Source organism: Streptomyces sp. DS1-CR2 (assembly GCF_055760475.1).
The window spans coordinates 3,162,173-3,185,318 of sequence record NZ_CM147085.1; the positions used below are offsets into that span (position 1 = coordinate 3,162,173).

At 71.4% G+C, this 23,146-nt stretch carries 19 protein-coding genes; 10 read left to right on the forward strand and 9 right to left on the reverse strand.

Annotation, left to right across the window (positions count from 1 at the left end; all coding sequences use genetic code 11):
- Window positions 1-191 precede the first annotated feature (191 nt).
- On the reverse strand, window positions 192-1,544 hold the full coding sequence (locus ACY0PA_RS15675; protein ID WP_473085205.1) for a deoxyguanosinetriphosphate triphosphohydrolase: 1,353 nt from the start codon (window positions 1,542-1,544) through the stop codon (window positions 192-194).
- A gap of 33 nt (window positions 1,545-1,577) precedes the next feature.
- Complete coding sequence (locus ACY0PA_RS15680) at window positions 1,578-2,483, reverse strand: sirohydrochlorin chelatase (RefSeq protein ID WP_473085206.1); 906 nt, start codon at window positions 2,481-2,483, stop codon at window positions 1,578-1,580.
- Window positions 2,484-2,669: 186 nt separating this feature from the next.
- Between ACY0PA_RS15680 and ACY0PA_RS15685 the strand changes: the two genes are divergently transcribed.
- The 3 genes from ACY0PA_RS15685 to ACY0PA_RS15695 all read left to right on the forward strand — a co-directional run bounded on the left by ACY0PA_RS15685 (window position 2,670) and on the right by ACY0PA_RS15695 (window position 6,305).
- The gene (locus ACY0PA_RS15685; protein WP_473086330.1) at window positions 2,670-3,344 is read left to right on the forward strand and encodes a SanA/YdcF family protein; all 675 of its coding nucleotides are present in this window, start codon (window positions 2,670-2,672) and stop codon (window positions 3,342-3,344) included.
- A 182-nt stretch (window positions 3,345-3,526) separates the two neighbouring features.
- On the forward strand, window positions 3,527-5,674 hold the full coding sequence (locus tag ACY0PA_RS15690) for a molybdopterin oxidoreductase family protein (protein ID WP_473085207.1): 2,148 nt from the start codon (window positions 3,527-3,529) through the stop codon (window positions 5,672-5,674).
- 79 nt (window positions 5,675-5,753) lie between these two features.
- Window positions 5,754-6,305, forward strand: coding sequence for a DoxX family protein (locus ACY0PA_RS15695; RefSeq protein WP_473085208.1), 552 nt, complete (start codon window positions 5,754-5,756; stop codon window positions 6,303-6,305).
- 131 nt (window positions 6,306-6,436) lie between these two features.
- Here the strand turns inward: ACY0PA_RS15695 and cutA are convergent, their stop codons facing one another.
- On the reverse strand, window positions 6,437-6,763 hold the full coding sequence (cutA, locus tag ACY0PA_RS15700; protein WP_473085209.1) for a divalent-cation tolerance protein CutA: 327 nt from the start codon (window positions 6,761-6,763) through the stop codon (window positions 6,437-6,439).
- Between the two features lie 165 nt (window positions 6,764-6,928).
- Here cutA and ACY0PA_RS15705 point away from each other — a divergent pair, with 165 nt between their 5' ends.
- Entirely contained in the window at window positions 6,929-8,569 is a 1,641-nt protein-coding gene (locus tag ACY0PA_RS15705) for a M4 family metallopeptidase (RefSeq protein WP_473085210.1), read from the forward strand.
- 64 nt (window positions 8,570-8,633) lie between these two features.
- Here the strand turns inward: ACY0PA_RS15705 and ACY0PA_RS15710 are convergent, their stop codons facing one another.
- Window positions 8,634-9,260 (reverse strand): NADPH-dependent FMN reductase, encoded by a 627-nt coding sequence (locus ACY0PA_RS15710; protein WP_473085211.1) that lies wholly within the window; start codon window positions 9,258-9,260, stop codon window positions 8,634-8,636.
- A 291-nt stretch (window positions 9,261-9,551) separates the two neighbouring features.
- On the opposite strand from ACY0PA_RS15710, the gene ACY0PA_RS15715 reads away from it, so the two are divergent.
- The 5 genes from ACY0PA_RS15715 to nirD all read left to right on the forward strand — a co-directional run bounded on the left by ACY0PA_RS15715 (window position 9,552) and on the right by nirD (window position 15,082).
- Window positions 9,552-10,073 (forward strand): hypothetical protein, encoded by a 522-nt coding sequence (locus ACY0PA_RS15715; RefSeq protein ID WP_473085212.1) that lies wholly within the window; start codon window positions 9,552-9,554, stop codon window positions 10,071-10,073.
- Between the two features lie 135 nt (window positions 10,074-10,208).
- The gene (locus ACY0PA_RS15720) at window positions 10,209-10,853 is read left to right on the forward strand and encodes a class F sortase (RefSeq protein ID WP_473085213.1); all 645 of its coding nucleotides are present in this window, start codon (window positions 10,209-10,211) and stop codon (window positions 10,851-10,853) included.
- A 98-nt stretch (window positions 10,854-10,951) separates the two neighbouring features.
- Window positions 10,952-12,175, forward strand: coding sequence for an NAD(P)/FAD-dependent oxidoreductase (locus ACY0PA_RS15725; RefSeq protein ID WP_473085214.1), 1,224 nt, complete (start codon window positions 10,952-10,954; stop codon window positions 12,173-12,175).
- A 1-nt stretch (window position 12,176) separates the two neighbouring features.
- Window positions 12,177-14,723 carry a nitrite reductase large subunit NirB gene (gene nirB / locus ACY0PA_RS15730; protein ID WP_473085215.1) on the forward strand — a complete coding sequence of 849 codons (2,547 nt, stop codon included), beginning with the start codon at window positions 12,177-12,179 and terminating at the stop codon, window positions 14,721-14,723.
- Window positions 14,720-15,082, forward strand: coding sequence for a nitrite reductase small subunit NirD (gene nirD / locus ACY0PA_RS15735; protein WP_473085216.1), 363 nt, complete (start codon window positions 14,720-14,722; stop codon window positions 15,080-15,082). The genes nirB and nirD overlap by 4 nt, the downstream gene beginning before the upstream one ends.
- A gap of 29 nt (window positions 15,083-15,111) precedes the next feature.
- On the opposite strand, the gene ACY0PA_RS15740 is transcribed toward nirD, so the two are convergent.
- Genes ACY0PA_RS15740 through ACY0PA_RS15750 form a run of 3 tightly spaced genes read right to left on the reverse strand, consistent with a single transcriptional unit; the run spans window position 15,112 to window position 18,175 of the window.
- A complete protein-coding gene (locus tag ACY0PA_RS15740) occupies window positions 15,112-15,951 on the reverse strand; it encodes a carbohydrate ABC transporter permease (protein WP_473085217.1) in 840 nt (279 codons plus the stop codon).
- Window positions 15,948-16,898, reverse strand: coding sequence for a carbohydrate ABC transporter permease (locus ACY0PA_RS15745; RefSeq protein WP_473086331.1), 951 nt, complete (start codon window positions 16,896-16,898; stop codon window positions 15,948-15,950). The genes ACY0PA_RS15740 and ACY0PA_RS15745 overlap by 4 nt, the downstream gene beginning before the upstream one ends.
- Window positions 16,899-16,927: 29 nt before the next feature.
- Entirely contained in the window at window positions 16,928-18,175 is a 1,248-nt protein-coding gene (locus ACY0PA_RS15750; RefSeq protein ID WP_473085218.1) for an ABC transporter substrate-binding protein, read from the reverse strand.
- A 220-nt stretch (window positions 18,176-18,395) separates the two neighbouring features.
- On the opposite strand from ACY0PA_RS15750, the gene ACY0PA_RS15755 reads away from it, so the two are divergent.
- Window positions 18,396-18,953 carry a hypothetical protein gene (locus tag ACY0PA_RS15755; protein WP_473085219.1) on the forward strand — a complete coding sequence of 186 codons (558 nt, stop codon included), beginning with the start codon at window positions 18,396-18,398 and terminating at the stop codon, window positions 18,951-18,953.
- Window positions 18,954-18,997: 44 nt separating this feature from the next.
- On the opposite strand, the gene ACY0PA_RS15760 is transcribed toward ACY0PA_RS15755, so the two are convergent.
- Together ACY0PA_RS15760 and ppdK are read right to left on the reverse strand one after the other, a co-directional pair.
- Entirely contained in the window at window positions 18,998-19,912 is a 915-nt protein-coding gene (locus tag ACY0PA_RS15760) for an oxidoreductase (RefSeq protein WP_473085220.1), read from the reverse strand.
- 308 nt (window positions 19,913-20,220) lie between these two features.
- Entirely contained in the window at window positions 20,221-22,938 is a 2,718-nt protein-coding gene (ppdK, locus tag ACY0PA_RS15765) for a pyruvate, phosphate dikinase (protein ID WP_473085221.1), read from the reverse strand.
- Between the last annotated feature and the right edge of the window lie 208 nt (window positions 22,939-23,146).

Consider the following 23,146-nt stretch of genomic DNA (forward strand, 5'->3'; position numbering starts at 1 on the left):
GAGCCTCCCGCACGGAGCGTGATGCGGGAAGGGGGCATGGTCCGAACAGGGCATCTTTTCGTCACGCCCAGTGGTCGGTGGCCAGTTTCGCGACGAGGACGACGACCGAGCTCAGGACGACCGTGCACAGGAGCGCGATCCCCAGGACCCCGCTCCGCGGCGCAGCGCGGTGCGGGCGCTGGGCGACGCCCTCATGGACGGGGCCCTGTGAGCCGCGCGTGCAACTCGCGGGCCGAGGAGTCGGTGAGGGAGGAGATCTGGTCGACGATCACGCGCTTGCGGGAGCGGTCGTCGCCCGCCGTGTCGAACAGGGCGCGGAACTGCGGGTCGAGGCCGTCGGGGGCGCGCCGGGTGAGGGCCTCGGCCAGCTCCGCCACGACGATGCGCTGGTCGGCGCGGAGCCGCTCCTGCTGCGGGCGCTGCATCACGTACCGGTCGGCGACCGCCTTGAGGACCGCGCACTCGTACCGTGCCTCGCGCGGCACCACCAGCTCGGCCTCGTAGCGCGTGAGGCGGCCCGAGCCGTACCGGGCGCGCGTGGCGCCCTCCGCCGCGAGGCAGAAGCGGCCGATGAGCTGGCTCGTCGCATCCTTGAGGCGGGCCTGCGCGACCGCCGTGCCGTCGTAGCCGTGCGGCCACCACTCCTGGTCGAGGAGCCGGTCGAGTGCCGCCGCGAGCTCTTCGGGGCCGGTGTCCGCCGGTACGTAACGGCCGATCGCGACCGCGTAGATGTCACGGCGCTCCGGCTCGGCGTGCAGCATGTTCGGGTCCAGGTGGCCGGCGTGCAGGCCGTCCTCCAGGTCGTGCACCGAGTACGCGACGTCGTCCGACCAGTCCATGACCTGCGCCTCGAAGCAGGTGCGTCGCTCGGGTGACTCCTTGCGGATCCAGTCGAAGACCGGGCGGTCGTCCTCGTAGACGCCGAACTTGGGCGAGGCCGGGTCGGTGGGGTGGCCGCCGCGGGGCCACGGGTACTTCGTCGCGGCGTCCAGCGCGGCGCGCGTGAGGTTCAGGCCTACGCTGACCAGCTCGTCCGTGTCGGCGCTGTGGACGAAGCGCTTGGGTTCGATACGGGTCAGCAGGCGCAGCGACTGCGCGTTCCCCTCGAAGCCGCCGCAGTCCTGCGCCACCTCGTTCAGCGCCTGTTCGCCGTTGTGGCCGAAGGGCGGGTGGCCCATGTCGTGCGAGAGGCAGGCCGTCTCCACGAGGTCCGGGTCGCAGCCGAGCGCCGCGCCGAGCTCCCGGCCCACCTGCGCGCATTCCAGGGAGTGCGTCAGACGGGTGCGGGGGCTGGCGTCCCAGGCCCGGTTCATCGTGCCGGGGGTGACTACCTGGGTCTTGCCCGCGAGGCGGCGCAGCGCCGAGGAGTGCAGGACGCGGGCGCGGTCGCGCTGGAAGGCGGTGCGGCCGGGGCGTTTGTCGGGCTCGGCGGCCCAGCGCTCCGCCGCCGCTGCGTCGTAGCCGGACCGGTCGACGGGGTGGGACGGGGTGGTCGGGACGGATGGGGCCGGTTTCGCTGCGGGGGTCTCGTGCGTGCCTTCCATGGACTGACAGTAAAGGCACGCGGTGACAAACGGTCAGGCCGACGTGAGCTGCCGCTGTACGGGGGCGGGGCGCGCCGGGGATGCGAGCGTCGTGTCGTAGCGGTGGAGCAGGAGGCGCGCCATCGCCGTGTGCGCGCCGAGCGGGGCGGTGGCTATCCAGGGGGCGGCCTGCGCGCACTGCGTGGCGAAGCGGCCCGGCGCCGTGAAGTACGCGGCGACGGCGGCCCGGTGCCTGCCTCTCGCGGCCAGCGCACGCAGCGCGGCCGGGACGGTGGGCGCGGCGGCACTCGCGTAGGCGGGCACCACCGGGACGCCGAGCCGGTTCGCCAGGAGCGCGGCCGTGCGGGCCGTGTCGACGGCCGAGTCGGGGTCGCGGGAGCCGGCCGCCGCGAGGACCACACCGCTGGTCCTGCGCGTACGGGCGTCGGGGCGCGGGTCCCAGCCGGCCTCCACCAGGCGGGCGTGCAGCGTTTCCACGAGGAGCGGGTGGGGGCCCAGCGGCGGGGCGACGCGGGCCGTCAGGTGCGGGGCCGCGGCCAGGGCTGCCGGGATGTCCTGCTTTACGTGGTAGCCGCGGGACAGGAGCAGCGGGGCGAGGACGGCGCGGCCGGGGGCGAGGCCCGCGAGGGTGTCGGTCAGGAGCGGTTCGTTCAGCTCGATGTGGCCGAGGTGGACGGGGAGTCCCGGGCGTTCCTCGCGCACCTTGTCCAGCAGGGCGTGGACCGTGGCGAGCGCCCTCGGGTCGCGGCTGCCGTGCGCCACGACTACCAGGGCCGGCTGGGTGGGCGGGGCCTGCGGGGGTGTGCGGCGGCTGCCGTCGGGCCGGACGTGGCTCAGCTGGGAGCCGAGCTGACTGGTGATCCTGGTCATGAGTTGCGCCGTACTGTCGAGGTGGGCCGTGCCGGTGAGCTCGTCGCGCTGATGATTCGACGCCGTCATGAATTGATCCTGGACGCGGGAGGTTGCGGCGTCGTTGCGGGGCGGTGACGGGTCGCTTCCCCTGGGCTCACCAGGTGTTCGGGCGGATGTGAGGTGGCCCGGGTCTCCGCCTTTCGCTTGAACCGGCCGGCGGGAACGTGCGTCCAGTCGTGCGACGACGTTTTCGGAGGGGTGGGGGTGGGGGCAGTGGTGCGGATCCGGTTGCCGCGTACGCGACGGGGGTGGCGGCTGTTCGTACAGGGCGCTGTGGCCGTGTGTGTGCTGGCGCTGTTGCCGGCTACGTGGATGTTTGCGGTGACCGGGGACCGGCTGCGTACGGTCGATGATGCGCCGCGTACGGATGTCGCGGTGGTGTTCGGGGCCGGGCTCTGGGAGGGCGAGCCTTCGCCGTATCTCGCTCACCGGCTCGACGCCGCGGCCCGGCTCTACCGTGACGGGCGGATCCGGGTCGTTCTGGTGACCGGCGACAACAGCCGCGAGGACTACGACGAGCCCGACGCCATGCGCGCCTATCTGACCCGGCACGGGGTGCCCGGCAAGGCTGTCGTCAGCGACTACGCCGGGTTCGACACCTGGGACTCGTGCGTGCGGGCCAAGAAGATCTTCGGGGTCGACCGGGCCGTGCTGATCAGCCAGGGGTTCCACATTCGGCGCGCGGTCACCCTGTGCGAGGCGGCGGGCGTCTCGTCGTACGGCGTCGGCGTCGACGACCGGCACGACGTGACCTGGTATTACGGCGGGGCCCGTGAGGTGTTCGCTGCGGGGAAGGCCGTCATCGACTCCGTGTTCCGGCCCGATCCCCGGTTTCTCGGCCAACGGGAGCCTGGGGTTCGGGAGGCTCTTGAGGTGGGGCGTCGCTGATGCGGGATCCGGGAGCCTTGGGTTCGGAAGGCCTCCGTGCTCCGGGCGGACACGACGCGATGGATTCGCGGCCGATCCGCCGTTGTTCTCACCGTCCCTCCGGTGCCGCTAAGAGGGCGTCGTGCCTTGTGTGTAATCGGGAGTGGGCTGTCGCGTAACAGCGTGCGCGCAGTGTGGGCGACATGCGCACTGTTACGCCCACCCACTGCCCCTACTGCTCCCTTCAGTGCGGGATGAATCTCGTCCCGACTGCCTCTGGTGCTGTCGAGGTCGAGGAGCGTGCCGGGTTTCCCGTCAATCGGGGCGCCCTGTGCGGGAAGGGGCGTACAGCCGCCGCCGTGCTGGAGCCGGGGGCGCGGTTGAGTGGGCCGCTCGTTCGCAAAGGGGGCGCGCTCGAGGCCGCTTCTTGGGGTGAGGCGCTTGATCGTGTCGCCGAGGGGCTCTCCCGTACGCGTTCGGCTCATGGCCCGGACGCGTGCGGGGTCTTCGGCGGGGGCGGGCTCACCAACGAGAAGGCGTACGGGCTCGGGAAGTTCGCCCGGGTCGTGCTCGGGACCTCCCAGATCGACTACAACGGCCGGTTCTGCATGTCGTCCGCCGCGGCGGGGCAGCTCGCCGCGTTCGGGCTCGACCGCGGGCTGCCGTTCCCCCTGGAGGACATTCCGCGTACGGGATGTGTGGTCCTGGTCGGGTCGAACATGGCCGATACCATGCCCCCTGCTGTCCGCTATCTGAACGAACTGCGGGAGAACGGCGGCACCCTGGTCGTCATCGACCCCCGCCGCACGCGCACCGCCGAGCTCGCCGACCTCCATCTCGCGCCCCGGCCCGGGACCGATCTCGCCCTGGCCCTCGGCATGCTGCATCTCGTGGTGACCGAGGGGCGGGTCGACGAGGAGTTCGTGCGGACGCGGACACGCGGCTGGGAGGACGCGCGGGCCGCCGTGATGGCGCACTGGCCCGAGTACGTGGAGCGTGTGACCGGCGTTCCGGTGCCTCAACTGCGCGAGGCCGTACGGATGTTCTGCGAGCCCGAGGCCGCCATGGTCCTCACCGCGCGCGGGCCCGAGCAGCAGTCCAAAGGCACCGATACTGTGGGCGCCTGGATCAACCTGTGTCTCGCGACCGGGCGCGCCGGGCGGCCCCTTTCCGGGTACGGGTGCCTGACCGGGCAGGGCAACGGGCAGGGCGGGCGCGAGCACGGGCAGAAGGCCGACCAGCTGCCCGGGTACCGCAAGCTCACCGACCCGGCGGCGCGTGCGCACGTGGCCGGCGTGTGGGGCGTCGACCCCGCCTCCCTTCCCGGGCCCGGCCGTTCCGCGTACGAGCTGCTCGACGCGCTGGGGCGTGACGTACGGGCCCTGCTGGTCATGGGGTCGAATCCGGTGGTGTCCGCGCCGCGCGCCGCGCATGTGGAGGAGCGGTTGCGGTCGCTCGACTTTCTGGCCGTGGCCGATGTGGTGCTTTCCGAGACCGCCGCTCTTGCCGATGTGGTGCTTCCCGTTACCCAGTGGGCCGAGGAGACGGGGACCATGACCAGTCTGGAGGGGCGCGTGCTGCTGCGGCGCCGGGCGCTCTCGCCCCCGGAAGGGGTGAGGAGCGATCTGGAAGTGCTGCATGAGCTGGCCGGGCGACTGGGGGTGGAGAAGGGGTTTCCGGCCGATCCCGAGGAGGTTTTCGAGGAGTTGCGGCTGGCTTCGGGAGGAGGGCCTGCCGACTATGCGGGGATCTCTTACCGGCGGCTCGTCGAGGAGGACGGGGTGTTCTGGCCCTGCCCTGAAGAGGAACATCCCGGGACGCCCCGGCTCTTTCTGGAACGGTTCGCCACCGAGGACGGGCGGGCCCGGTTCGTCGCCGTCTCGCACCGGGCCGCCGCCGAGGAGCCGGACGCCGAGTTCCCGGTCCATCTGACGACCGGGCGCGTCGTGTCGCAGTACCAGTCGGGTGCGCAGACCCGGCGCGTGGCCGAGCTGAACGCCGCCGCGCCCGGCCCCTTCGTGGAGCTGCATCCGCGGCTCGCCGCGCGGATCGGGGTGGCGGAGGGCGAGCCGGTCGCCGTCGTCTCCCGGCGAGGGCGGGCCGAGGCGCCCGCCCGGATCACGGCGGGCATCCGGCCCGACACGGTGTTCATGCCGTTCCACTGGCCAGGCGCCGGGCGCGCCAATAACCTGACCAACCCCGCGCTCGATCCGACATCCCGGATGCCGGAGTTCAAGGTGTGCGCGGTACGGGTCGAGGCGGCCGGTATCGACTCCGGATCCGGTTCCGGTATCGACTCCGGCTTCGTCTCCGGCTCCGGTGACCGCTCGGACGGTGTCGTTCACATTTGAAACATCGCGGGCGGGCGGTTAGCTTGGTCATAGCTTGAAAGTTCAAGCATGTTTCCCTTCCGAGTCAGGAGACCCCCACGTGACCTCTCTCGCGAACCAGCTCGGCCCGCTCCGCGCGCCCGGCACCCCCACCCCTGCCGCGCCCGCCCACGCCTATGACCTCGGCCTTCTCGTACTGCGCCTCGCCCTCGGCCTGACCATGGCCGCGCATGGTGCGCAGAAGCTCTTCGGCTGGTTCGGCGGAGGCGGGATCGACGGCACCGGGCAGTTCTTCGCCGCGTCCGGCTACCCGTCACCGAAGACGTTCGCCGCGGTCGCCGGGCTCAGCGAGACCCTCGGCGGGCTCGGCCTCGCGCTCGGCCTGCTCACCCCGCTGGCCGCCGCGGCCGTGGCCGGCACCCTGGTCAACGCCATCGCCGTGAAGTGGGGCGGCGGATTCTTCGCGCCGCAGGGCATCGAGTACGAGCTCCTGATCGCACTCGGCGCGGTGGCGCTCGCGCTGACCGGCCCCGGCCGCATCGCCGTCGACCGCTTCCTGCCGGGGCTTCGGTCCCACCGCCTCGGATACGGGGTCGCGGCCGTGGCCCTCGGCTTGGTCGTGGCGGGAATCACGCTGGTCTTGCGTAAGTGAGGCCGGTCGTGAATCGGTGACGTCGTGCATCGGTGAGTCGGTGACGGTCCGGGTGCTGGAGCGCTCGGGCCGTCGGCTTTTCCGGCTTCCGCGACCCCGGATTCCGGCCACGCACCACTCGGCTCCCGCGCTCAGACTCCGCCCGTCTCCCCCTCGATCCACGCGAGGTACGCGGCGCTCCCCCGCACCACCGGTGTCGCGATGATCTCCGGGGTCTCGTAGTCGTGGGCCTCCAACAGCCATGACTCCAGGGCCTCGTACCCGTCGGCCGTGGTCTTGAGGAGCACCTGCCACTCCTGGGCGGTCTCCGTGTTGCCCTGCCAGCGGTAGACCGAGGTGACCGGGCCCGCGATCTGGGCGCAGGCCGCCAGGCGTGCTTCGACCGCTCCCGCGGCCAGGGCGCGGGCCTTGGCCTCGTCGTCGGTCGTGGTGAGGACCGTCATGGCCAGTGCGTTCATGTCCGTTCCTTTCACAGGCCGTGCGCTCCTGATTGTGCACGTGAACACCTATTCACAGCTCCACCACGGGGGCGCTATGGACATGACATGTCATGGACCCTTAAATCTGAGGCGACATCAGTGTGACCGCCCTCAGCGCGCCCGCGCGCCGTCACTAGGAGCCCGATGAGACCTGCCCGGACCACATCGCGACTCACCACCGCCGGCATAGCCACGGCGGCCGCCACCCTGGTGGCCGCCGCCCTCGCCCCCACCGCGGGCGCCGACACCGCCCCGCCCACCCGGGCCGACGCCGTCCGGAACGCCGCGGCCGCGCTGCACGCGGCGGCCGCCGACCTCGGGCTCACCTCGGCTCAGGGCACCTCCGTGCGGGACGTCGTCGTCGACTCCGACGGCACCCAGCACGTGCGCTACAACCGCACCTACCGTCAATTGCCTGTTCTCGGCGGTGACTTCGTCGTCCATCTGAACCGCGACGGCGGCTACCGCTCAGCGAACCGCGCGGTCCTCGGCGACCTCTCCGTGCCGAGCGTGACGCCTGGGCTCCCCGCCCCGAAGGCCGCCGACATCGCCACCGCCGCACTGCGCGCCGCCAATCCGGGCGAGCTCCTGCGCAAGGTCGTCGCCAAGCCCGCGCTCGTCGTGGACGCGCTGCACGGCGCGCCGAAGCTGGCGTGGCGCACAGACACCGCGGGCAAGGACTCGCTCGGCAACCCGGTCGCCCGCGTCGTCCTCACCGACGCCACCACCGGCAGGCAGATCGACGCCTGGGACAGCATCGAGACCGCGACCGGCGACGGAAAGTCCCTCTACTCGGGCACGGTCCCGCTGGAGACGACGCAGTCCGGGTCGACGTACCAGCTCAAGGACGCGACGCGGGGCGGCACCTACTCGGGTGACGCGCAGAACAAGACCGACGGCTGCGTCCTGACCATCTGCTGGAGCCGCGCTCCCGCGGTGGTGTTCACCGACGCCGACAACCACTGGGGCACCGGCGCGAACTCCGACCGTTCGTCGGCCGCCGTGGACGCCCAGTACGGGACCGACACAACCTGGGACTACTACAAGAACGTCCACGGCCGTAACGGCATCGGCGGCGACGGCAAGGGCTCGTACAACCGCGTCCACTACGGCAGCAACTACAACAACGCCTTCTGGGACGACACCTGCTTCTGCATGACGTACGGCGACGGTGACGGCTCGACGTTCGGGCCGCTCGTGGCGCTCGACGTCGCCGGGCACGAGATGTCGCACGGCGTCACGTCGAAGACCGCGGGGCTCACCTACTCGGGCGAGTCCGGCGGCCTGAACGAGGCGACGTCCGACATCTTCGGCACGCTCGTCGAGTTCTACGCGAACAACGCGTCCGACCCGGGCGACTGGCTCATCGGCGAGAAGATCGTGAAGCCCGGCTTCGGCCAGCCGGCGCTGCGCTTCATGGACAAGCCCAGCAAGGACGGCAACTCCGCCGACTGCTGGAGCTCGTCGGTCGGCAACCTCGACGTGCACTACTCGTCCGGGGTCGCCAACCACTTCGCGTACCTGCTCGCCGAGGGCAGCGGGCCGAAGGTCATCGGCGGCGTCCAGCACAACAGCCCGACGTGCAACGGCTCGACGCTGACCGGCATCGGCAAGGACAAGCTCGGCAAGATCTGGTACCGGGCCCTGACCGTCTACATGACGTCCTCGACGAACTACGCGGGCGCCCGCACGGCGACCCTCAGCGCGGCGAAGGACCTGTACGGCGCCGGCAGCGCGGAGTACGCCGCCGTGGCCGCGACCTGGTCCGCCGTGTCCGTGGGCTGACATCGCGTATGGGTATGGGGAGGCCCCCGCAGTCGCCGCTGCGGGGGCCTTCGGCTGTCCGGTCTCAACTGCCGTACGGGCGTACCTCCTTCGCCTCCCGCAGCGCCTTCGCCCACCACGCCAGCTGGTCGAGCATCGCCTTCGCCGCGGCGGCCGGCGCCTCGGGGTCGCGGTGGGCGCCGGATTCGTCGAAGTGGCTGCCCGCATGGGTGAAGGAGACGGTGTCCCTGACCGTGACGGCGTGCAGCTCGGCGAAGACGGTGCGCAGGTGCTCGACCGCGCGCAGGCCACCGGAGATGCCGCCGTAGGAGACGAAGCCGACCGGCTTGGCCTGCCATTCGGCGTGGTGCCAGTCGATGACGTTCTTGAGGGACGCCGGGTAGGAGTGGTTGTACTCGGGGGTGAGGACGATGAAGGCGTCGGCCGCGGCCAGCTTCGGGGTGACCTTGGCCAGCTCGGCCCGTACCTCGGCGGACGGGTCGTAGGAGAGCGCGGTGGGCAGGTCGGTGGCGGCCACGTCGATCACGTCGGCGGCGAGGTCGGGGCGCTCCCCGAGCAGGGACATGAGCCAGTCGGCGACGACCGGGCCGAAGCGGCCCTCGCGGTTGCTGCCGATGACGACCGCGACCCGTACGGGGGTCTCGGTGGGGGCGGAAACAGGGGCGCCGGACGGTGCGGCTGTGGTGTTCATGGGGCAAGCCTCATACCTGAAGCTTGGTTGAGGTCAAGCGGACGCCGCGCGGGTCCGGTCACCCGTTCACCGGTGTCCGCTCCCCCTTCGGCTTCTTTTCTGCGGCGCGCCGGTGACCTGCTGGAATGTTCCTGCCGGGGTGTCAGATGACGCTCTCTCACCGGATTTCTGATGGTGCATCAGGAGGCGTTCCGGGGCGAGTGCCACTTACCTCGGTAGGGCAGGGGCGTGACCGACGCAGCGGCACTTGGGGGTGCCGCGGGCCGTGCCCCCTCGGAGGAGCACGACACGATGCGCACATCTCGCCTGCTGACCGCCGCCGCGCTCGCCGCGGCCGCCGCGGCACTGACCACTGCGCCCTCGTACGCCGGCAAGGTCGGCTCGGGCGGTCTCGAGGTGTATCCGGCGAACGCCACCGCCGGCGCCACGGTCACCGTCAACACCACCGCGTGCGGTGCGAGCCGCGCCGCCGCCGGGGACGCGAGCGCGGTCGGCGCGGGCACCTTCACGCTCGCCCCGGGCTCGCAGGAAAAGGACGCCGTGGGGCGGTTCCAGGTGCCTCCGTCGGCGCAGCCCGGGACGTACGAGATCGTCGCGAAGTGCTCCGGCGGCGGGCAGGTGACGGGCGATCTGATGGTCGCGCTCGCCTCCTCGCCTGACCAGGTTCATCCGAAGGGCCATGTGAAGACGGGGGTCGGCGGCGCGCTCGGCACCGACCCCGTGAAGACGGCGGCGGGAGTGGCGGCGCTTGCCGTCGCCGCCGCGGGCGGTACCTGGCTCCTGCATCGCCGGGCGAGAGGCGAAGGGATCTGACGGGCGCCGGACGGACGACCTCCGCTGTCCCTCCGGCCCCCTGGTACCGCATGTCCTCTCCTCTCCCGGCCGCCCACCCCCCTCGCGCGGCCGGGAGAGGAAGGTGCCCCCACCGATTTCGACCTGGAGAAGCCGATGCCTCAGGCGCGCCGCCGCATAGTCAGCAGCGGACTCATAGCCGCGGTCACCGCTCTCGCCCTGTGTCTGGGCGCCTGGCTGCTGCTCCAGGGCACCGAGATACACGGACCGCCGCAGCCGTCCACAGCACAGGCCGGGTCCGCGCTCCCCGGCACCGGCCACGAGCCTCCCGGCGCGGCCCCCCTCTCCTCCTCGCCCCCCGACCGCATCCGCATCCCCTCGATCCGGGTCGACGCACCTCTCATGGGGCTCGCCCTGACCCCGCAGGGCAGCCTGGGCGTCCCGCCGCCGCAGCAGAAGAACCTGGCCGGCTGGTACGAGGCCGGGACCGCGCCCGGCGTCCGCGGCACAGCGGTCGTGGCCGGCCACGTCGACAACGCCGAGGGGCCCGCCGTCTTCTACGACCTGGGCGCGCTGACCAGGGGCCGCACCATCGAGGTCGACCGCCGCGACGGCTCCGTCGCCGTGTTCACCGTCGACGCCGTCGAGGTCTACGACGCCCGCGCCTTCCCCGACGAGAAGGTGTACGGTGCGGCCGACCGGCCCGAGCTGCGCGTCATCACCTGCGGGGGCGGCTACTCGAAGCAGACCGGCTACCGGGGGAACGTCGTGGTGTTCGCGCATCTGACGGGCAGCCGCTGAGCCCTCACACTCCCTCCTCGTGCGCGCTGAGCGCAGCGTTCCCCGTGGGAAACGGGAGGGATGCGGCCGGGTAACACCGGCCCCGCAGGCTGCCGTGCATGACCTATTCGACGGACCCCGGGCGCGTGGTGGTGATCGGCACCGGCCTCGCCGGTACCCGGCTCGCCCGGCGCCTGGGCGGTGCCGCCGTACTCATCGGCGAGGAGGCGCACGCCCCGTACAACAGGGTGCTGCTCGCCGAGGTCCTCGCGGGCAGTTACGGCGCCGACGTCATCGCGCTGCCCCGCCACACCGGAACCCACCTGCGGACCCGCGCCGTCCGTATCGACCGCGACGAGCAGGTGGTGCGCTGCGAGGACGGCTCCGACGTCCCGTACGACACCCTCGTGCTCGCCACCGGGTCGAACCCGGTCCTGCCTCCTCTGCGCGGCCTGTTCGCGCCCGGCGCGGCTGAGCTGCCGGGCGGGGTGCATGCCTTCCGCACCATGGACGACTGCCTGGCGCTGTCGCGGGCGGTGGTTCCCGGGGTGCGCGCGGTCGTCGTCGGCGGCGGGCTCCTCGGAGTGTCCGCGGCCCGTGCGCTCGCCCGGCGCGGCGCCCAGGTGGTGCTCACGCAGCAGTCCGAGCGCCTGATGGAGCGCCAGCTCGACCCGGGGTCCTCGCGTCTCGTGCACGAGCACCTCACCGCGCTCGGCGTCGAGGTGCACACGCAGTGCCGCGTACGGGGCGTGGGCGTCGTCGACGGGGCGGTCCGCAGGGTCGAGCTCGCCGACGGCTATGTGCTCGGCACGGATCTGACGGTCCTCGCGTGCGGGGTGCGTCCCCGTACGGGGCTCGCACTGGCCGCGGGGCTCGACGTACGCGAAGGGATCGTCGTCGACGACGATCTGCGCACCTCGGACCCCCGCGTCCGCGCGGTCGGGGACTGCGCCCAGCACGCGGGCCGCGTCTACGGGCTCGCGACCCCCGCCGTGGAACAGGCCGACGCGCTCGCCGAGAACCTGCTCTCCGGGCGGCGGAGCCCCTACGCGGGCACCCGCACCCTCACCCGGCTGACCCTGCCGCACGAGGCCGGGCCGCTCGACCTCGCGGCGTTCGGGGAGCCGGAGGCGCTGCCCGGTGACGACGTCGTGCAGCTCGCCGACGCGACCCGCGGCACGTACCGCAAGGTCGTCGTCCGCGGTGACCGGCTCGTCGGCGGGGTGCTGGTCGGCGAGCTCGGCACGGTCGGGGCGCTCGCCCGGGCCTGGGAGGCCGACGACCCGCTGCCCGACGACGGCGAACCCCTGCTCCACCTGCTCACTCACGACGGAGGCCTCTGAGATGCCCACCATGCCCACACTCGTCCTCGTCGGCCACGGCATGGTCGGCCAGCGCTTCCTCGAGGCCCTGGCCGAGCGCGGGCTCACGGACACGCACCGCGTCGTCGTGCTGTGCGAGGAGCCGCGCCCCGCCTACGACCGGGTCCAGCTCACCTCGTACTTCTCGGGCCGCACACCGGACGAACTCTCGCTCACGGACGCGGAGTTCATCGCCCGGCACGGCATCGAGCTGCACCTCGGGGACCCCGCCGAGCACATCGACCGCGATACGCGGACGGTCACGGCGCGCTCCGGTCTCCAGGTCACGTACGACACCCTCGTCCTCGCGACCGGCTCCTACCCGTTCGTGCCGCCCGTGCCCGGCAAGGACGCGACGGGCTGTTTCGTGTACCGCACGATCGAGGACCTGCTCGCGATCGAGGAGTACGCGAAGAAGCACGCCACGACCGGGGCCGTGGTGGGCGGCGGGCTGCTCGGCCTGGAGGCGGCGGGCGCCCTGCGCGGCCTCGGCCTCGACACGCACGTCGTGGAGTTCGCGCCGCGCCTCATGCCGGTGCAGGTCGACGAGGGCGGCGGCGCGGCCCTCCTGCGCACCATCACGGGCATGGGCCTGAGCGTCCACACGGGCGTCGGCACGCAGGAGATCCTGACCGGCGGCGAGGACGGCGCGGTGCGCGCCATGAAGCTGTCGGACGGCTCGGAACTGGCGACCGACCTGGTGGTGTTCTCGGCGGGCGTACGGCCGCGCGACCAGCTCGCCCGCGACATGGGGCTCACCGTCGGCGAACGCGGCGGCATCACCGTCGACGAGCGCTGCCGCACCAGCGACCCGGCGGTGTACGCGATCGGCGAGTGCGCGCAGGCCGTGGACGGCCGCGTGTACGGCCTGGTCGCGCCGGGCTACGAGATGGCGCAGACGGTGGCCGCCACGATCGCGTCGGAGGACGGGCAGTTCACCGGTGCCGACTTGTCGACGAAGCTGAAGCTGCTCGGCGTGGACGTGGCGTCGTTCGGCGACGCGCACGGCGCGGCCGACGGCTGCCTCGACGTCGTCTACTCGGACTCGCGCTCGGGCACGTACAAGAAGCTGGTCGTGGGCCCGGAGGGCGAGCTGCTCGGCGGGATCCTGGTCGGGGACGCGGACGCGTACGCGACGCTGCGCGCGCTGACCGGTTCGGTGCCGCCCGTGGCGCCCGAGCAGCTGGTGCTGCCCGCGGGGGCGGGGGCGCCGGCCGCGCTCGGCCCGGAGGCGCTGCCCGGCGACGCGGTGATCTGCTCCTGCCACAACGTCACCAAGGAGGCGGTCCAGGCGCACGCCACGCTGCCCGAGGTGAAGAAGTGCACCAAGGCCGGTACGGGCTGCGGCAGTTGCGTGAAGCTCATCGGCCAGCTCCTGCCCCAGAGCGGCGACAAGGGCCTGTGCGGCTGCTTCCCGCACACCCGCGCCGAGCTGTACGAGATCGTCCGGGTCAAGCGGATCGCGTCGTACGCGGAGCTGCTCGACGCGCACGGGCGTGACGGCGCGCGCGGCGGTGAGGGGTGCGAGGTGTGCAAGCCGGCGGTCGGCTCGATCATCGCCTCGCTCGCCCCGACGATCGGCGCCGACGGCCATGTCCTCGACGGCGAGCAGGCGGCCCTCCAGGACACGAACGACCACTTCCTCGCCAACCTCCAGAAGAACGGCTCCTATTCGGTCGTGCCCCGCATCCCCGGCGGCGAGGTCACCCCGGAGAAGCTCATCGTGATCGGCGAGGTGGCGCGCGACTTCGGCCTCTACACAAAGATCACCGGAGGTCAGCGGATCGACCTTTTCGGCGCCCGGGTCGAGCAACTGCCGCTGATCTGGGCACGGTTGGTGGACGCAGGCTTCGAGTCGGGCCACGCGTACGGCAAGGCGCTGCGGACGGTGAAGTCGTGCGTGGGGCAGACGTGGTGCCGTTACGGCGTCCAGGACTCCGTGCGCATGGCGATCGACCTGGAGCTGCGCTACCGGGGTCTGCGGGCGCCGCACAAGCTGAAGTCGGCCGTGTCGGGCTGCGGGCGCGAGTGCGCGGAGGCCCAGTCGAAGGACTTCGGGGTGATCGCCACGGCCAACGGCTGGAACCTGTACGTGGGCGGCAACGGGGGCGCGACCCCGCGCCACGCCGACCTCCTCGCGCAGGACCTCTCCGACGCCGAGCTGATCCGGCTGATCGACCGGTTCCTGATGTTCTACATCCGCACGGCCGACCGTCTGGAGCGCACGGCGGGCTGGCTGGAGCGGATCGAGGGCGGCCTCGACCACGTACGGGACGTCGTCGTGCACGACTCCCTCGGCCTCTGCGACGAGCTGGAGGCCCTGATGGCCGACCACGTCGCGCACTACCGCGACGAGTGGGCCGACACCATCAACGACCCGGAGCGCCTGGAGCGCTTCGTGTCCTTCGTGAACGCGCCCGACGCGCCGGACCCGCTGGTGCGGTTCGTCCCGGAGCGCGACCAGATCAAGCCCGACCTGCCCCTGCTCTCCATCGGCTCCCGCCCCCTGGAAGGATCGGTGACGTCATGACCGTCGCTCCCGAGAAGACCGCCGTGATGGTGCAACTCCGCCTGGACGACGCCTGGTTCACGGTATGCGAGCTGGCCCGGCTGACCCCGGGCCGCGGGGTCGCGGCGCTGCTGCCCGACGGCCGGCAGGCCGCCGTGTTCCTGGACCGCTCGGGCCGCCTGTACGCGGTCGGCAACCGTGACCCGTTCACGGGCGCCGCGGTCCTCTCCCGCGGCCTGATCGGCTCGGCGCAGGGCCGCCCGTTCGTCGCGTCACCGCTGCTCAAGCAGCGCTTCGACCTGGAGAGCGGCACGTGCCTCGACGACGAGGAGTACGCGGTCGACACGTACGACGTGCAGACCGCGCCCCTGGGCGCCTGACGGCCCCTCGGGGGTGGGGCCGGGCCGCGTCAGTCGTCGATGCCCGAGCGTTCCACCCCCGCCACGATCCACCGCTGGAAGAACAGGAACACCACGAGCAGCGGCACGACCGACACGGCCGCCGCGATGAACAGCTCGTGGAGCCGCACCACTTGGGCCGTGGTGAAGGACGACAGTGCCACCTGGACGGTCCACGCGTTGCGGTCCTGGCCGATGACCAGAGGCCACAGGAACGAGTTCCACGCGCCGATGAAGACGATCGTGCCGACGGCCGCGAAGACGGGCCGGGAGTTGGGCACGACCACCCGCCAGTACGTACGCCAGTAGCCGAGCCCGTCGACGCGCGCCGCGTCCTCCAGCTCCCCCGGAAAACCGAGGAAGTACTGGCGGAAGACGAAGCACGCGAACGCGGAGAACAGGGTCGGGACGATCAGGCCGCGCAGCGTCGAGATCCAGCCCAGTGACGAGACGAGCACGAAGCTCGGCACGAAGGTGACCGCGGCCGGGACCATCAGGGTGCCGAGGACCGCGTAGAAGACCTTGTTCGCGTGCCGGTACGGGATGCGGGCCAGGCCGTAGCCGGCGAGCGAGGCGAGGAGCAGGGTGCCGAGCGTCGTCGCCACCGCGATGAGCGCGGAGTTGAGCAGGGAGCGGGCGTAGGGGACGGACGTGTCGGCGAAGAGTTCCCGCACGTTTGCCCAGCGCAGCGAGGACGGGAAGAACGTCCACTCGGGCGAGGTGATGTCGCTCTCTGCCGCGAGCCCGTTGCGTACCAGGAGGTAGAACGGGATCAGGAACAGGAGCGCCAGCGCGATCAGCAGGGCGAGGCGCAGGGCGCGGCCGGCCCTGACCCGGGATTCGTCCCTCACTGTGCCTCCTTGCGGCCGAGGCCGAACCACTTGGCCTGCCCCACCGTCACCACCGCGATGATCAGGGCGAGCAGCACGGCGCCCGCGCTGCCGAGGCCGAGGTTCTGCCCCTGGCCGAGGGCCGTGTAGTAGAGGTAGACGAGCGGGGGCCTGGCGTACGGCGGATAGCCGCGTGCGTCCGAGAGCAGGTTGTAGAACTCGTCGAAGGCCTGGAAGGCGTTGATGACGAGGAGCAGGACGACGGCCACGGAGGTGGCCCGCAGCTGCGGGAACGTGATGTGCCTGAAGACCTGCCAGCCGGGCCGCGCCCCGTCGACGGCCGCCGCCTCGTACAGGGTGGGGCTGATGCGCTGGAGCCCCGCGAGGAACAGCACCATGTAGAAGCCGGCTTGGAGCCAGAGCCGTACGGTGACGATGACGGCCCAGTACCAGGGCGGGTCGGTCGTCGACAGCCAGGCGATCTGATCACCGCCGAACCAGCCGAGGACGGTGTTGGCGAGCCCGAACCGCACCCCGTTGAAGATCGACATCTTCCAGATCAGGGCCGCCACCACGTAGGAGCAGGCGGCGGGCAGGAAGAAGACCGAGCGGAAGAACGCCTGGGCGCGGCGCTGCCGGTTCACCATCAGGGCGAGGGCGAGCGAGAGCGCGTAGGTCGCGGGCACGATGAAGAGCGAGAAGACGAGGAAGGTCCACAGGCTGTCGGTGAAGGCCTCGTTCTTCAGCATCGCCGTGTAGTTGCCGAGGCCGACGAAGTCGCTCGGGGTGACGGTGTTGTGCGCGTCGAAGAAGCTGAGGTAGACGCTCCAGCCGAGCGGGATGTACGTGAAGACGCCGAGGCCGAGGAGGAAGGGCCCGACGAAGACCCAGAACCAGAGGGTGCGGTTCTGGACGCCGGCCCACTTCCGTGCCGTGTCGCCCTGCCCGCGGCCTCTCTGCCGAGGGATCGCCTGGCGGCGGCCCTCCTGCCGCAGGCTCACTTCTTCTTCACGCGGTCGAGCTCGGCCGACACCTTCCGCACGACTCTCCTGAGCTCGCTGTCCGGGTTCGCGCCGCCCTTGATGATGCGGCTCAGGGCGTCCTGGTACGCGGTCTGGCCGGCGGGTGTCCACCTCAAGGGCTGGGCGAAGCCGTGGTCGGTCGTGAAGCGGACGGCGTCGGCCGCCGCGCCCTTCCGCAGCTTCGCGGCCTTCTTCGCCAGCGAGATGCGGGCCGGGATGTGGAAGCCGTACGAGAGGGCGAAGTCCTCCTGGTACTCGGTGCGGTCGATCCACAGCCACCTGAGGTAGTCCTTCGCGGCCTGCTGGTGCTTGCCACGGGTGGAGACCGCCGCGCCGTACGCGCCGACCGGCACCGACGGCCTGCCCGCGCCGTCCTTCGGGAAGGGCAGGACGCCGAAGTCGTCGCCGAGTTCCTTCTGCACGGTGGGCAGCGCCCACAGGCCCGACCACTGCATGGCGGTCAGGCCCTGGACGAACGCCGACGGGTCGGACCAGTCGGACGGCGCGCCCAGGAGCAGCGACTTGTCGGCGTACAGCTGATGGATCTTGCCGAGGGCTCGCGCGGCGGCCGGGTCGTCGAAGCCGACCTTGCCGTCCTCGGTGACGAGTTCGAGGCCGGCCGCGTACAGAGGCGTACCGCCGAGGACGCCCGCGCCGCCGTCGTTGCCGAGGAAGAGGCCCTTCGTCTTCTTCGAGGTGAGCTTCTTCGCGGCGTCCACGAGCTCGTCGAGCGTCTTGGGCGGCTCGACGCCCGCGTCGGCGAGCAGGCTCTTGCGGTAGTAGAGCATCTGCATGTCGATGACCTGCGGGATCGCCCAGATCCTGCCGTCGTACGTCTTCGGGGCGAGGACCGCCGGGTTGAAGTCGTCCTTGACCCCCTCGAACAGGCCGGTGAGGTCGGCGATCTGCCGGCCCTGGATCTGGTCGAGGGTGGGCCCGTTGACCTCGAAGACGTCGGGGCCCGAGTCGGTGAGGAGCGCGGCGGCGGTCTGCTCGTCGTAGTTGCCGGGCCGCCACTGGACGGTGATGTGCGCCTTCTCGTACGCGGCGGCGTACTTCTTCACGGCCTGCTCGGTGCCCTGCTCGCCGTACTGGTGGTACCACTGCGCCAGCTCCGGCTCGCCGCCCGAACCGCCGTCGTCCCGGCCCGTGTTGGAGCCGCACGCGGTGAGCAGCCCCAGTGCGGCGCCGGTCCCGAGCAGTCCCCTGCGGCTGATGGTCATTGATCGTCCCCCTGCTTTTCGCTGCTCTTGGACGCCGGCTTCTTTCGGCGTCCACGGATTCCGACGGCCCAACGATCAACCATGCGGCCGGATTACGACAGAGGGACTACAGCCGTATGTCGGCGCTCCCGTCAGCACGGCGTCAACGTGCGCGGCCGCTGGATCAGCGACACGTCAAGAGTGCTGACCTGGGGCGCCGCACGGGCTTACGGTGCGCTGCATGGGACGAGACACGGGGGCGGGATCCCGCGGGCGGGCGGCGGCGCCGGCCTCGCGGGACATGGTGGTGCGGGACCGGCGGTGGGCCGCCGATCTGCGGGCGGCGGTGTTCTGCGCGCTCACGCTGTTCTGCCTGATCCTGGTGATCGACACGGCCAACGGCACGCTCAGCCCGGCGCGGGCCGGGCTCTGGGCGGGGCTCTCGGCGCTGCTGCACGCCGTGCTGCATCCGCCGCTGGTCAGCGCGGGTCCCGGCTGGCTCGCCGTGCGCGGCGTCTGGGGCACACGGCGGGTCTGCACGGATCTGCTCACGTCGGTGCGCCACAGCGACGGGGTGACGCCGCGGCTCGTGCTGCGGGACGCGCTCGGCGGGCGGGTCGAGCTGGACCCGAAGGTACTCACCGACAACCCCGTCGTCTGGCACCGCCTGGAGACGGGCGCACGCCGGGCCCGCGCGAACGGGCTGCTCCGCTGCGGCACCCCGGTTGTCGACCGCCTCGCGGCCCGCATCGACGGCGACGCGGCCCGCGCGGTGTTCGAGGCCTCTGAACTCGACTAGCCGGCCGGCCGTCCGGCGGCTTGAAATACCCCCTGGAACGTCTTCTAGAACGTCACGCCCGTCAGCTGTTCCGACGCCGCCCACAGCCGCTCCCCCGCCACGTCGTCGAGGGTCCGCCCGGCCCGCCATGACCTCGCGGGCGCCCCGCGCCACATCATCAGGGACGGCCCGGTGAACGAGTCCGGGCGCACACTGGGTGCCGTCGCCGCGTACAGCGTGGGCAGCGCGCCTGCCTCTGCGGGCTGGGCGATGACCCGGTTGCCCAGCTCGACGACCCGCTCGACGGCCTTGCGGCCCTCCATGCGCACGCCCTGCGTCGCGAGGTTCGTGGACGCGTACCCCGGGTGCGCGGACGCCGCGACGACGTCGGACCCGCGCGCCGCCAGCTTGCGCGCCAGCTCGTGGATGAACAGCAGATTCGCCGTCTTGGAACGGCCGTACGCGATCCAGCGCCGGTAGCGGCGCTCGCTGTTGAGGTCCGCGATGTCGATGTCCGAGAGGACATGGAACATGCTGGAGACGCTGACGACGCGGGCGCCGGGTGTGTCGAGGAGCCGGGGCAGGAGCAGCCCGGTCAGCGCGAAGTGGCCGAGGTGGTTGACGCCGAACTGCGTCTCGAAGCCGTCGGCGGTCCGCCCGAGGGGCAGCGCCATCACGCCCGCGTTGTTGATCAGCAGGTCGAGCCGCTCCCCGCTGCCGTGCGCTGCGGCGAACTTCCGTACGGACGACAGGTCACCCAGGTCGAGCTGCTCGAACTCGGCCTGCGCGCCCGGCACTTCGGAGCGCAGCCGGTCGAGGGCGGCCGTGCCCCGCGCCTCGCTGCGGCAGGCGAGGACGACGTGGGCGCCCTTGCGGGCCAGCTCGCGTGCCGTGATGTAGCCGATGCCGCTGTTGGCGCCGGTCACCACGGCCGTGCGGCCGCTCTGGTCGGGGATGTCGCTCGCGTTCCAGCCGGTCATGGCTGTGGCTCCCTGGACGAGGGGATACGGGGGTGCCCGACTGTACTTACCGGCCAGTAGATGCGGAACCCCGCACCCCCGTTTCCCCTCTCGGAGTGCTCAGCCCTGCACTGCGAACCGGTAGAGCGAGTACCGTACGTCGTCCGCCGCTTCACCCCGACCATCCAAGAGCGCCGGCCCCCGCCCACACGAAAGGGCGGCACCCCCCGCACAAGGGGTACCGCCCTCTCTTTCGGTGCACCGGAGCCGCCGCCTTTCGTGAGGGTCGGGCACCCAGACAACGGCTCCGGAGTTTCGCGGACCGGTTCCTACCGGTGGTCGCTGCCCGTCGACGTCGACGCGGCACGGCCGGCCTCGAGGCGGGCGACCGGGATACGGAACGGCGAGCAGGAGACGTAGTCCAGGCCGACCTCGTGGAAGAAGTGGACCGACTCCGGGTCACCGCCGTGCTCGCCGCAGACGCCGAGCTTGAGGTCGGGCCGCGTGGCGCGGCCGGCCTCCACGGCGTTGCGTACGAGGCTGCCGACGCCGTCCTTGTCGATGGTCTCGAACGGCGAGACCCCGAAGATGCCCTTCTCCAGGTACGCCGTGAAGAACGAGGCCTCCACGTCGTCGCGGGAGAAGCCCCAGACGGTCTGCGTCAGGTCGTTCGTGCCGAAGGAGAAGAACTCCGCGGCCTCGGCGATCTGCCCGGCCGTCAGCGCGGCGCGCGGCAGCTCGATCATCGTGCCGAGCGCCAGCTTCAGCTCGACGCCGGTCTGCTCCTGCACCTCGGCGATGACCTGCTCGGCCTCCTCGCGGACGATCTCCAGCTCCTGGACGGTGCCCACGAGCGGAATCATGATCTCGGCGCGCGGGTCGCCCTTGGCGTTCTTGCGCTCCGCGGCGGCCTCGGCGATGGCCCGTACCTGCATGGCGAACAGGCCCGGGATCACGAGGCCGAGACGGACACCGCGCAGGCCCAGCATCGGGTTCTGCTCGTGCAGGCGGTGCACGGCCTGGAGGAGGCGCAGGTCGTTCTCGTTGGCGTCCTGGCGGGACTCGGCGAGGGCGACGCGCACCGACAGCTCGGTGATGTCGGGCAGGAACTCGTGCAGCGGCGGGTCGAGCAGGCGCACCGTCACCGGGAGCCCGTCCATCGCCTCGAACAGCTCGACGAAGTCCTTCTTCTGGAGCGGCAGGAGCTCCTTGAGGGCGTCCTCGCGCTCCGTGTCCGTGTCGGCGAGGATCAGGTGCTCGACCATCTCGCGGCGCTCACCGAGGAACATGTGCTCGGTGCGGCACAGGCCGATGCCCTGCGCACCGAAGCGGCGGGCGCGCAGCGCGTCCTCGGCGTTGTCCGCGTTGGCGCGCACCCGCAGCCGGCGGACGCGGTCCGCGTACGCCATGATCCGGTGCACGGCGCCGACGAGCTCGTCGGCGTCGTCGGCGCCGGCGTGCATGCGGCCCTCGAAGTACTCGACGACCGGGGACGGGACGACCGGCACCTCACCGAGGTAGACCTTGCCGGTGGAGCCGTCGATGGAGACGACGTCGCCCTCCTCGATGACCTGCCCGCCGACCGTCATCCGGCGGCGCTTGGTGTCGACCTCGAGGTCCTCGGCGCCGCAGACACAGGTCTTGCCCATGCCGCGGGCGACGACGGCGGCGTGCGACGTCTTGCCGCCGCGCGAGGTGAGGATGCCCTCGGCGGCGATCATGCCGTCGAGGTCGTCGGGGTTGGTCTCGCGGCGGATCAGGATGACCTTCTCGCCCGAACGCGACCACTTGACGGCGGTGTACGAGTCGAAGACGGCCTTGCCGACCGCGGCGCCCGGCGAGGCGGCGATGCCGCGGCCGATCCTCTCCACCTTCGCGTTCTCGTCGAAGCGCGGGAACATCAGCTGCGCGAGCTGGGCGCCCGTGACACGCTGGAGCGCCTCGGCCTCGTCGATGAGGCCCTGGTCGACGAGCTGCGTCGCGATACGGAAGGCGGCACCGGCGGTGCGCTTGCCGACGCGGGTCTGCAGCATCCACAGCTGGCCGCGCTCGATCGTGAACTCGATGTCGCAGAGATCCCTGTAGTGGGTCTCGAGCGTCTCCATGATCTGCATGAGCTGGTCGTACGACTTCTTGTCGATCGACTCGAGCTCGGCGAGCGCCACGGTGTTGCGGATACCCGCGACGACGTCCTCGCCCTGCGCGTTCTGGAGGTAGTCGCCGTACACACCCTGGTGGCCGGAGGCGGGGTCGCGGGTGAAGGCGACGCCGGTGCCGGAGTCGGGGCCGAGGTTGCCGAAGACCATGGAACAGATGTTGACCGCGGTGCCGAGGTTGCCGGGGATGCGCTCCTGGCGGCGGTAGAGCTTGGCGCGGTCGGTGTTCCAGGAGTCGAAGACCGCGTGGATGGCGAGGTCCATCTGCTCGCGCGGGTCCTGCGGGAAGTCCCGGCCGGCCTCGGTCTTCACGATCTTCTTGAAGCGGGTGACCAGCTTCTTGAGGTCGGAGGCGTCGAGGTCGGTGTCGACCGTGACCTTCTTGGCGGCCTTGGCCTTGTCGAGGGCGTCCTCGAAGAGCTCTCCGTCGACGTCCAGGACGGTCTTGCCGAACATCTGGATGAGGCGGCGGTAGGAGTCCCACGCGAACCGCTCGTCGCCGGACTGCTTGACCAGGCCGAGGACGGACTTGTCGGAGAGTCCGATGTTGAGGACGGTGTCCATCATGCCGGGCATGGAGAACTTCGCGCCCGAACGGACCGACACCAGAAGGGGGTTGTCGGCCTGGCCGAGCTTCTTGCCCATCTTCTGCTCAAGGGCGTCGAGGTGCGCACTCACCTCGTCACGCAGTGCCACCGGTTCATCGCCACTGTCGAGGTAGACCTTGCAGGCCTCCGTGGTGATGACGAAGCCGGGAGGAACCGGCAGACCGAGATTGGTCATCTCCGCGAGGTTCGCCCCCTTCCCGCCGAGGAGGTCCTTGAGGTCCTTGTTTCCCTCGGTGAAGTCGTAAACGAACTTCACTACGTGGGGATCCTTGTTTTCCGACACGGGTCTCGACTCCTCGATGACTCGGTGGCTGCCCTGACGGCGAGGAACATACCCAGATCGAAGGCATCTGGGTACGTCCACTTGTGCGTCATACGGCCGTAACCACCCGTCCGCCGCTAGATCGAAAGTAACTCACGGGGGGCGGCGCCCGGAGCTTTGTATTCATTTCTTGAAGTCACAACCCCCGTAGACCCCCAATGTCGCTCAC

Bases quoted from the DNA above. Each gene is read 5' to 3' on its own strand.
- cutA (WP_473085209.1), bottom strand. From the start codon at position 6,763: ATGAACGCACTGGCCATGACGGTCCTCACCACGACCGACGACGAGGCC.
- ACY0PA_RS15725 (WP_473085214.1), top strand. From the start codon at position 10,952: ATGACCTATTCGACGGACCCCGGGCGCGTGGTGGTGATCGGCACCGGC.
- ACY0PA_RS15720 (WP_473085213.1), top strand. From the start codon at position 10,209: ATGCCTCAGGCGCGCCGCCGCATAGTCAGCAGCGGACTCATAGCCGCG.
- ACY0PA_RS15675 (WP_473085205.1), bottom strand. From the start codon at position 1,544: ATGGAAGGCACGCACGAGACCCCCGCAGCGAAACCGGCCCCATCCGTC.
- ACY0PA_RS15750 (WP_473085218.1), bottom strand. From the start codon at position 18,175: ATGACCATCAGCCGCAGGGGACTGCTCGGGACCGGCGCCGCACTGGGG.
- nirD (WP_473085216.1), top strand. From the start codon at position 14,720: ATGACCGTCGCTCCCGAGAAGACCGCCGTGATGGTGCAACTCCGCCTG.
- ACY0PA_RS15760 (WP_473085220.1), bottom strand. From the start codon at position 19,912: ATGACCGGCTGGAACGCGAGCGACATCCCCGACCAGAGCGGCCGCACG.
- nirB (WP_473085215.1), top strand. From the start codon at position 12,177: ATGCCCACCATGCCCACACTCGTCCTCGTCGGCCACGGCATGGTCGGC.
- ACY0PA_RS15755 (WP_473085219.1), top strand. From the start codon at position 18,396: ATGGGACGAGACACGGGGGCGGGATCCCGCGGGCGGGCGGCGGCGCCG.
- ACY0PA_RS15680 (WP_473085206.1), bottom strand. From the start codon at position 2,483: ATGACGGCGTCGAATCATCAGCGCGACGAGCTCACCGGCACGGCCCAC.
- ACY0PA_RS15705 (WP_473085210.1), top strand. From the start codon at position 6,929: ATGAGACCTGCCCGGACCACATCGCGACTCACCACCGCCGGCATAGCC.
- ACY0PA_RS15715 (WP_473085212.1), top strand. From the start codon at position 9,552: ATGCGCACATCTCGCCTGCTGACCGCCGCCGCGCTCGCCGCGGCCGCC.
- ACY0PA_RS15710 (WP_473085211.1), bottom strand. From the start codon at position 9,260: ATGAACACCACAGCCGCACCGTCCGGCGCCCCTGTTTCCGCCCCCACC.
- ACY0PA_RS15690 (WP_473085207.1), top strand. From the start codon at position 3,527: ATGCGCACTGTTACGCCCACCCACTGCCCCTACTGCTCCCTTCAGTGC.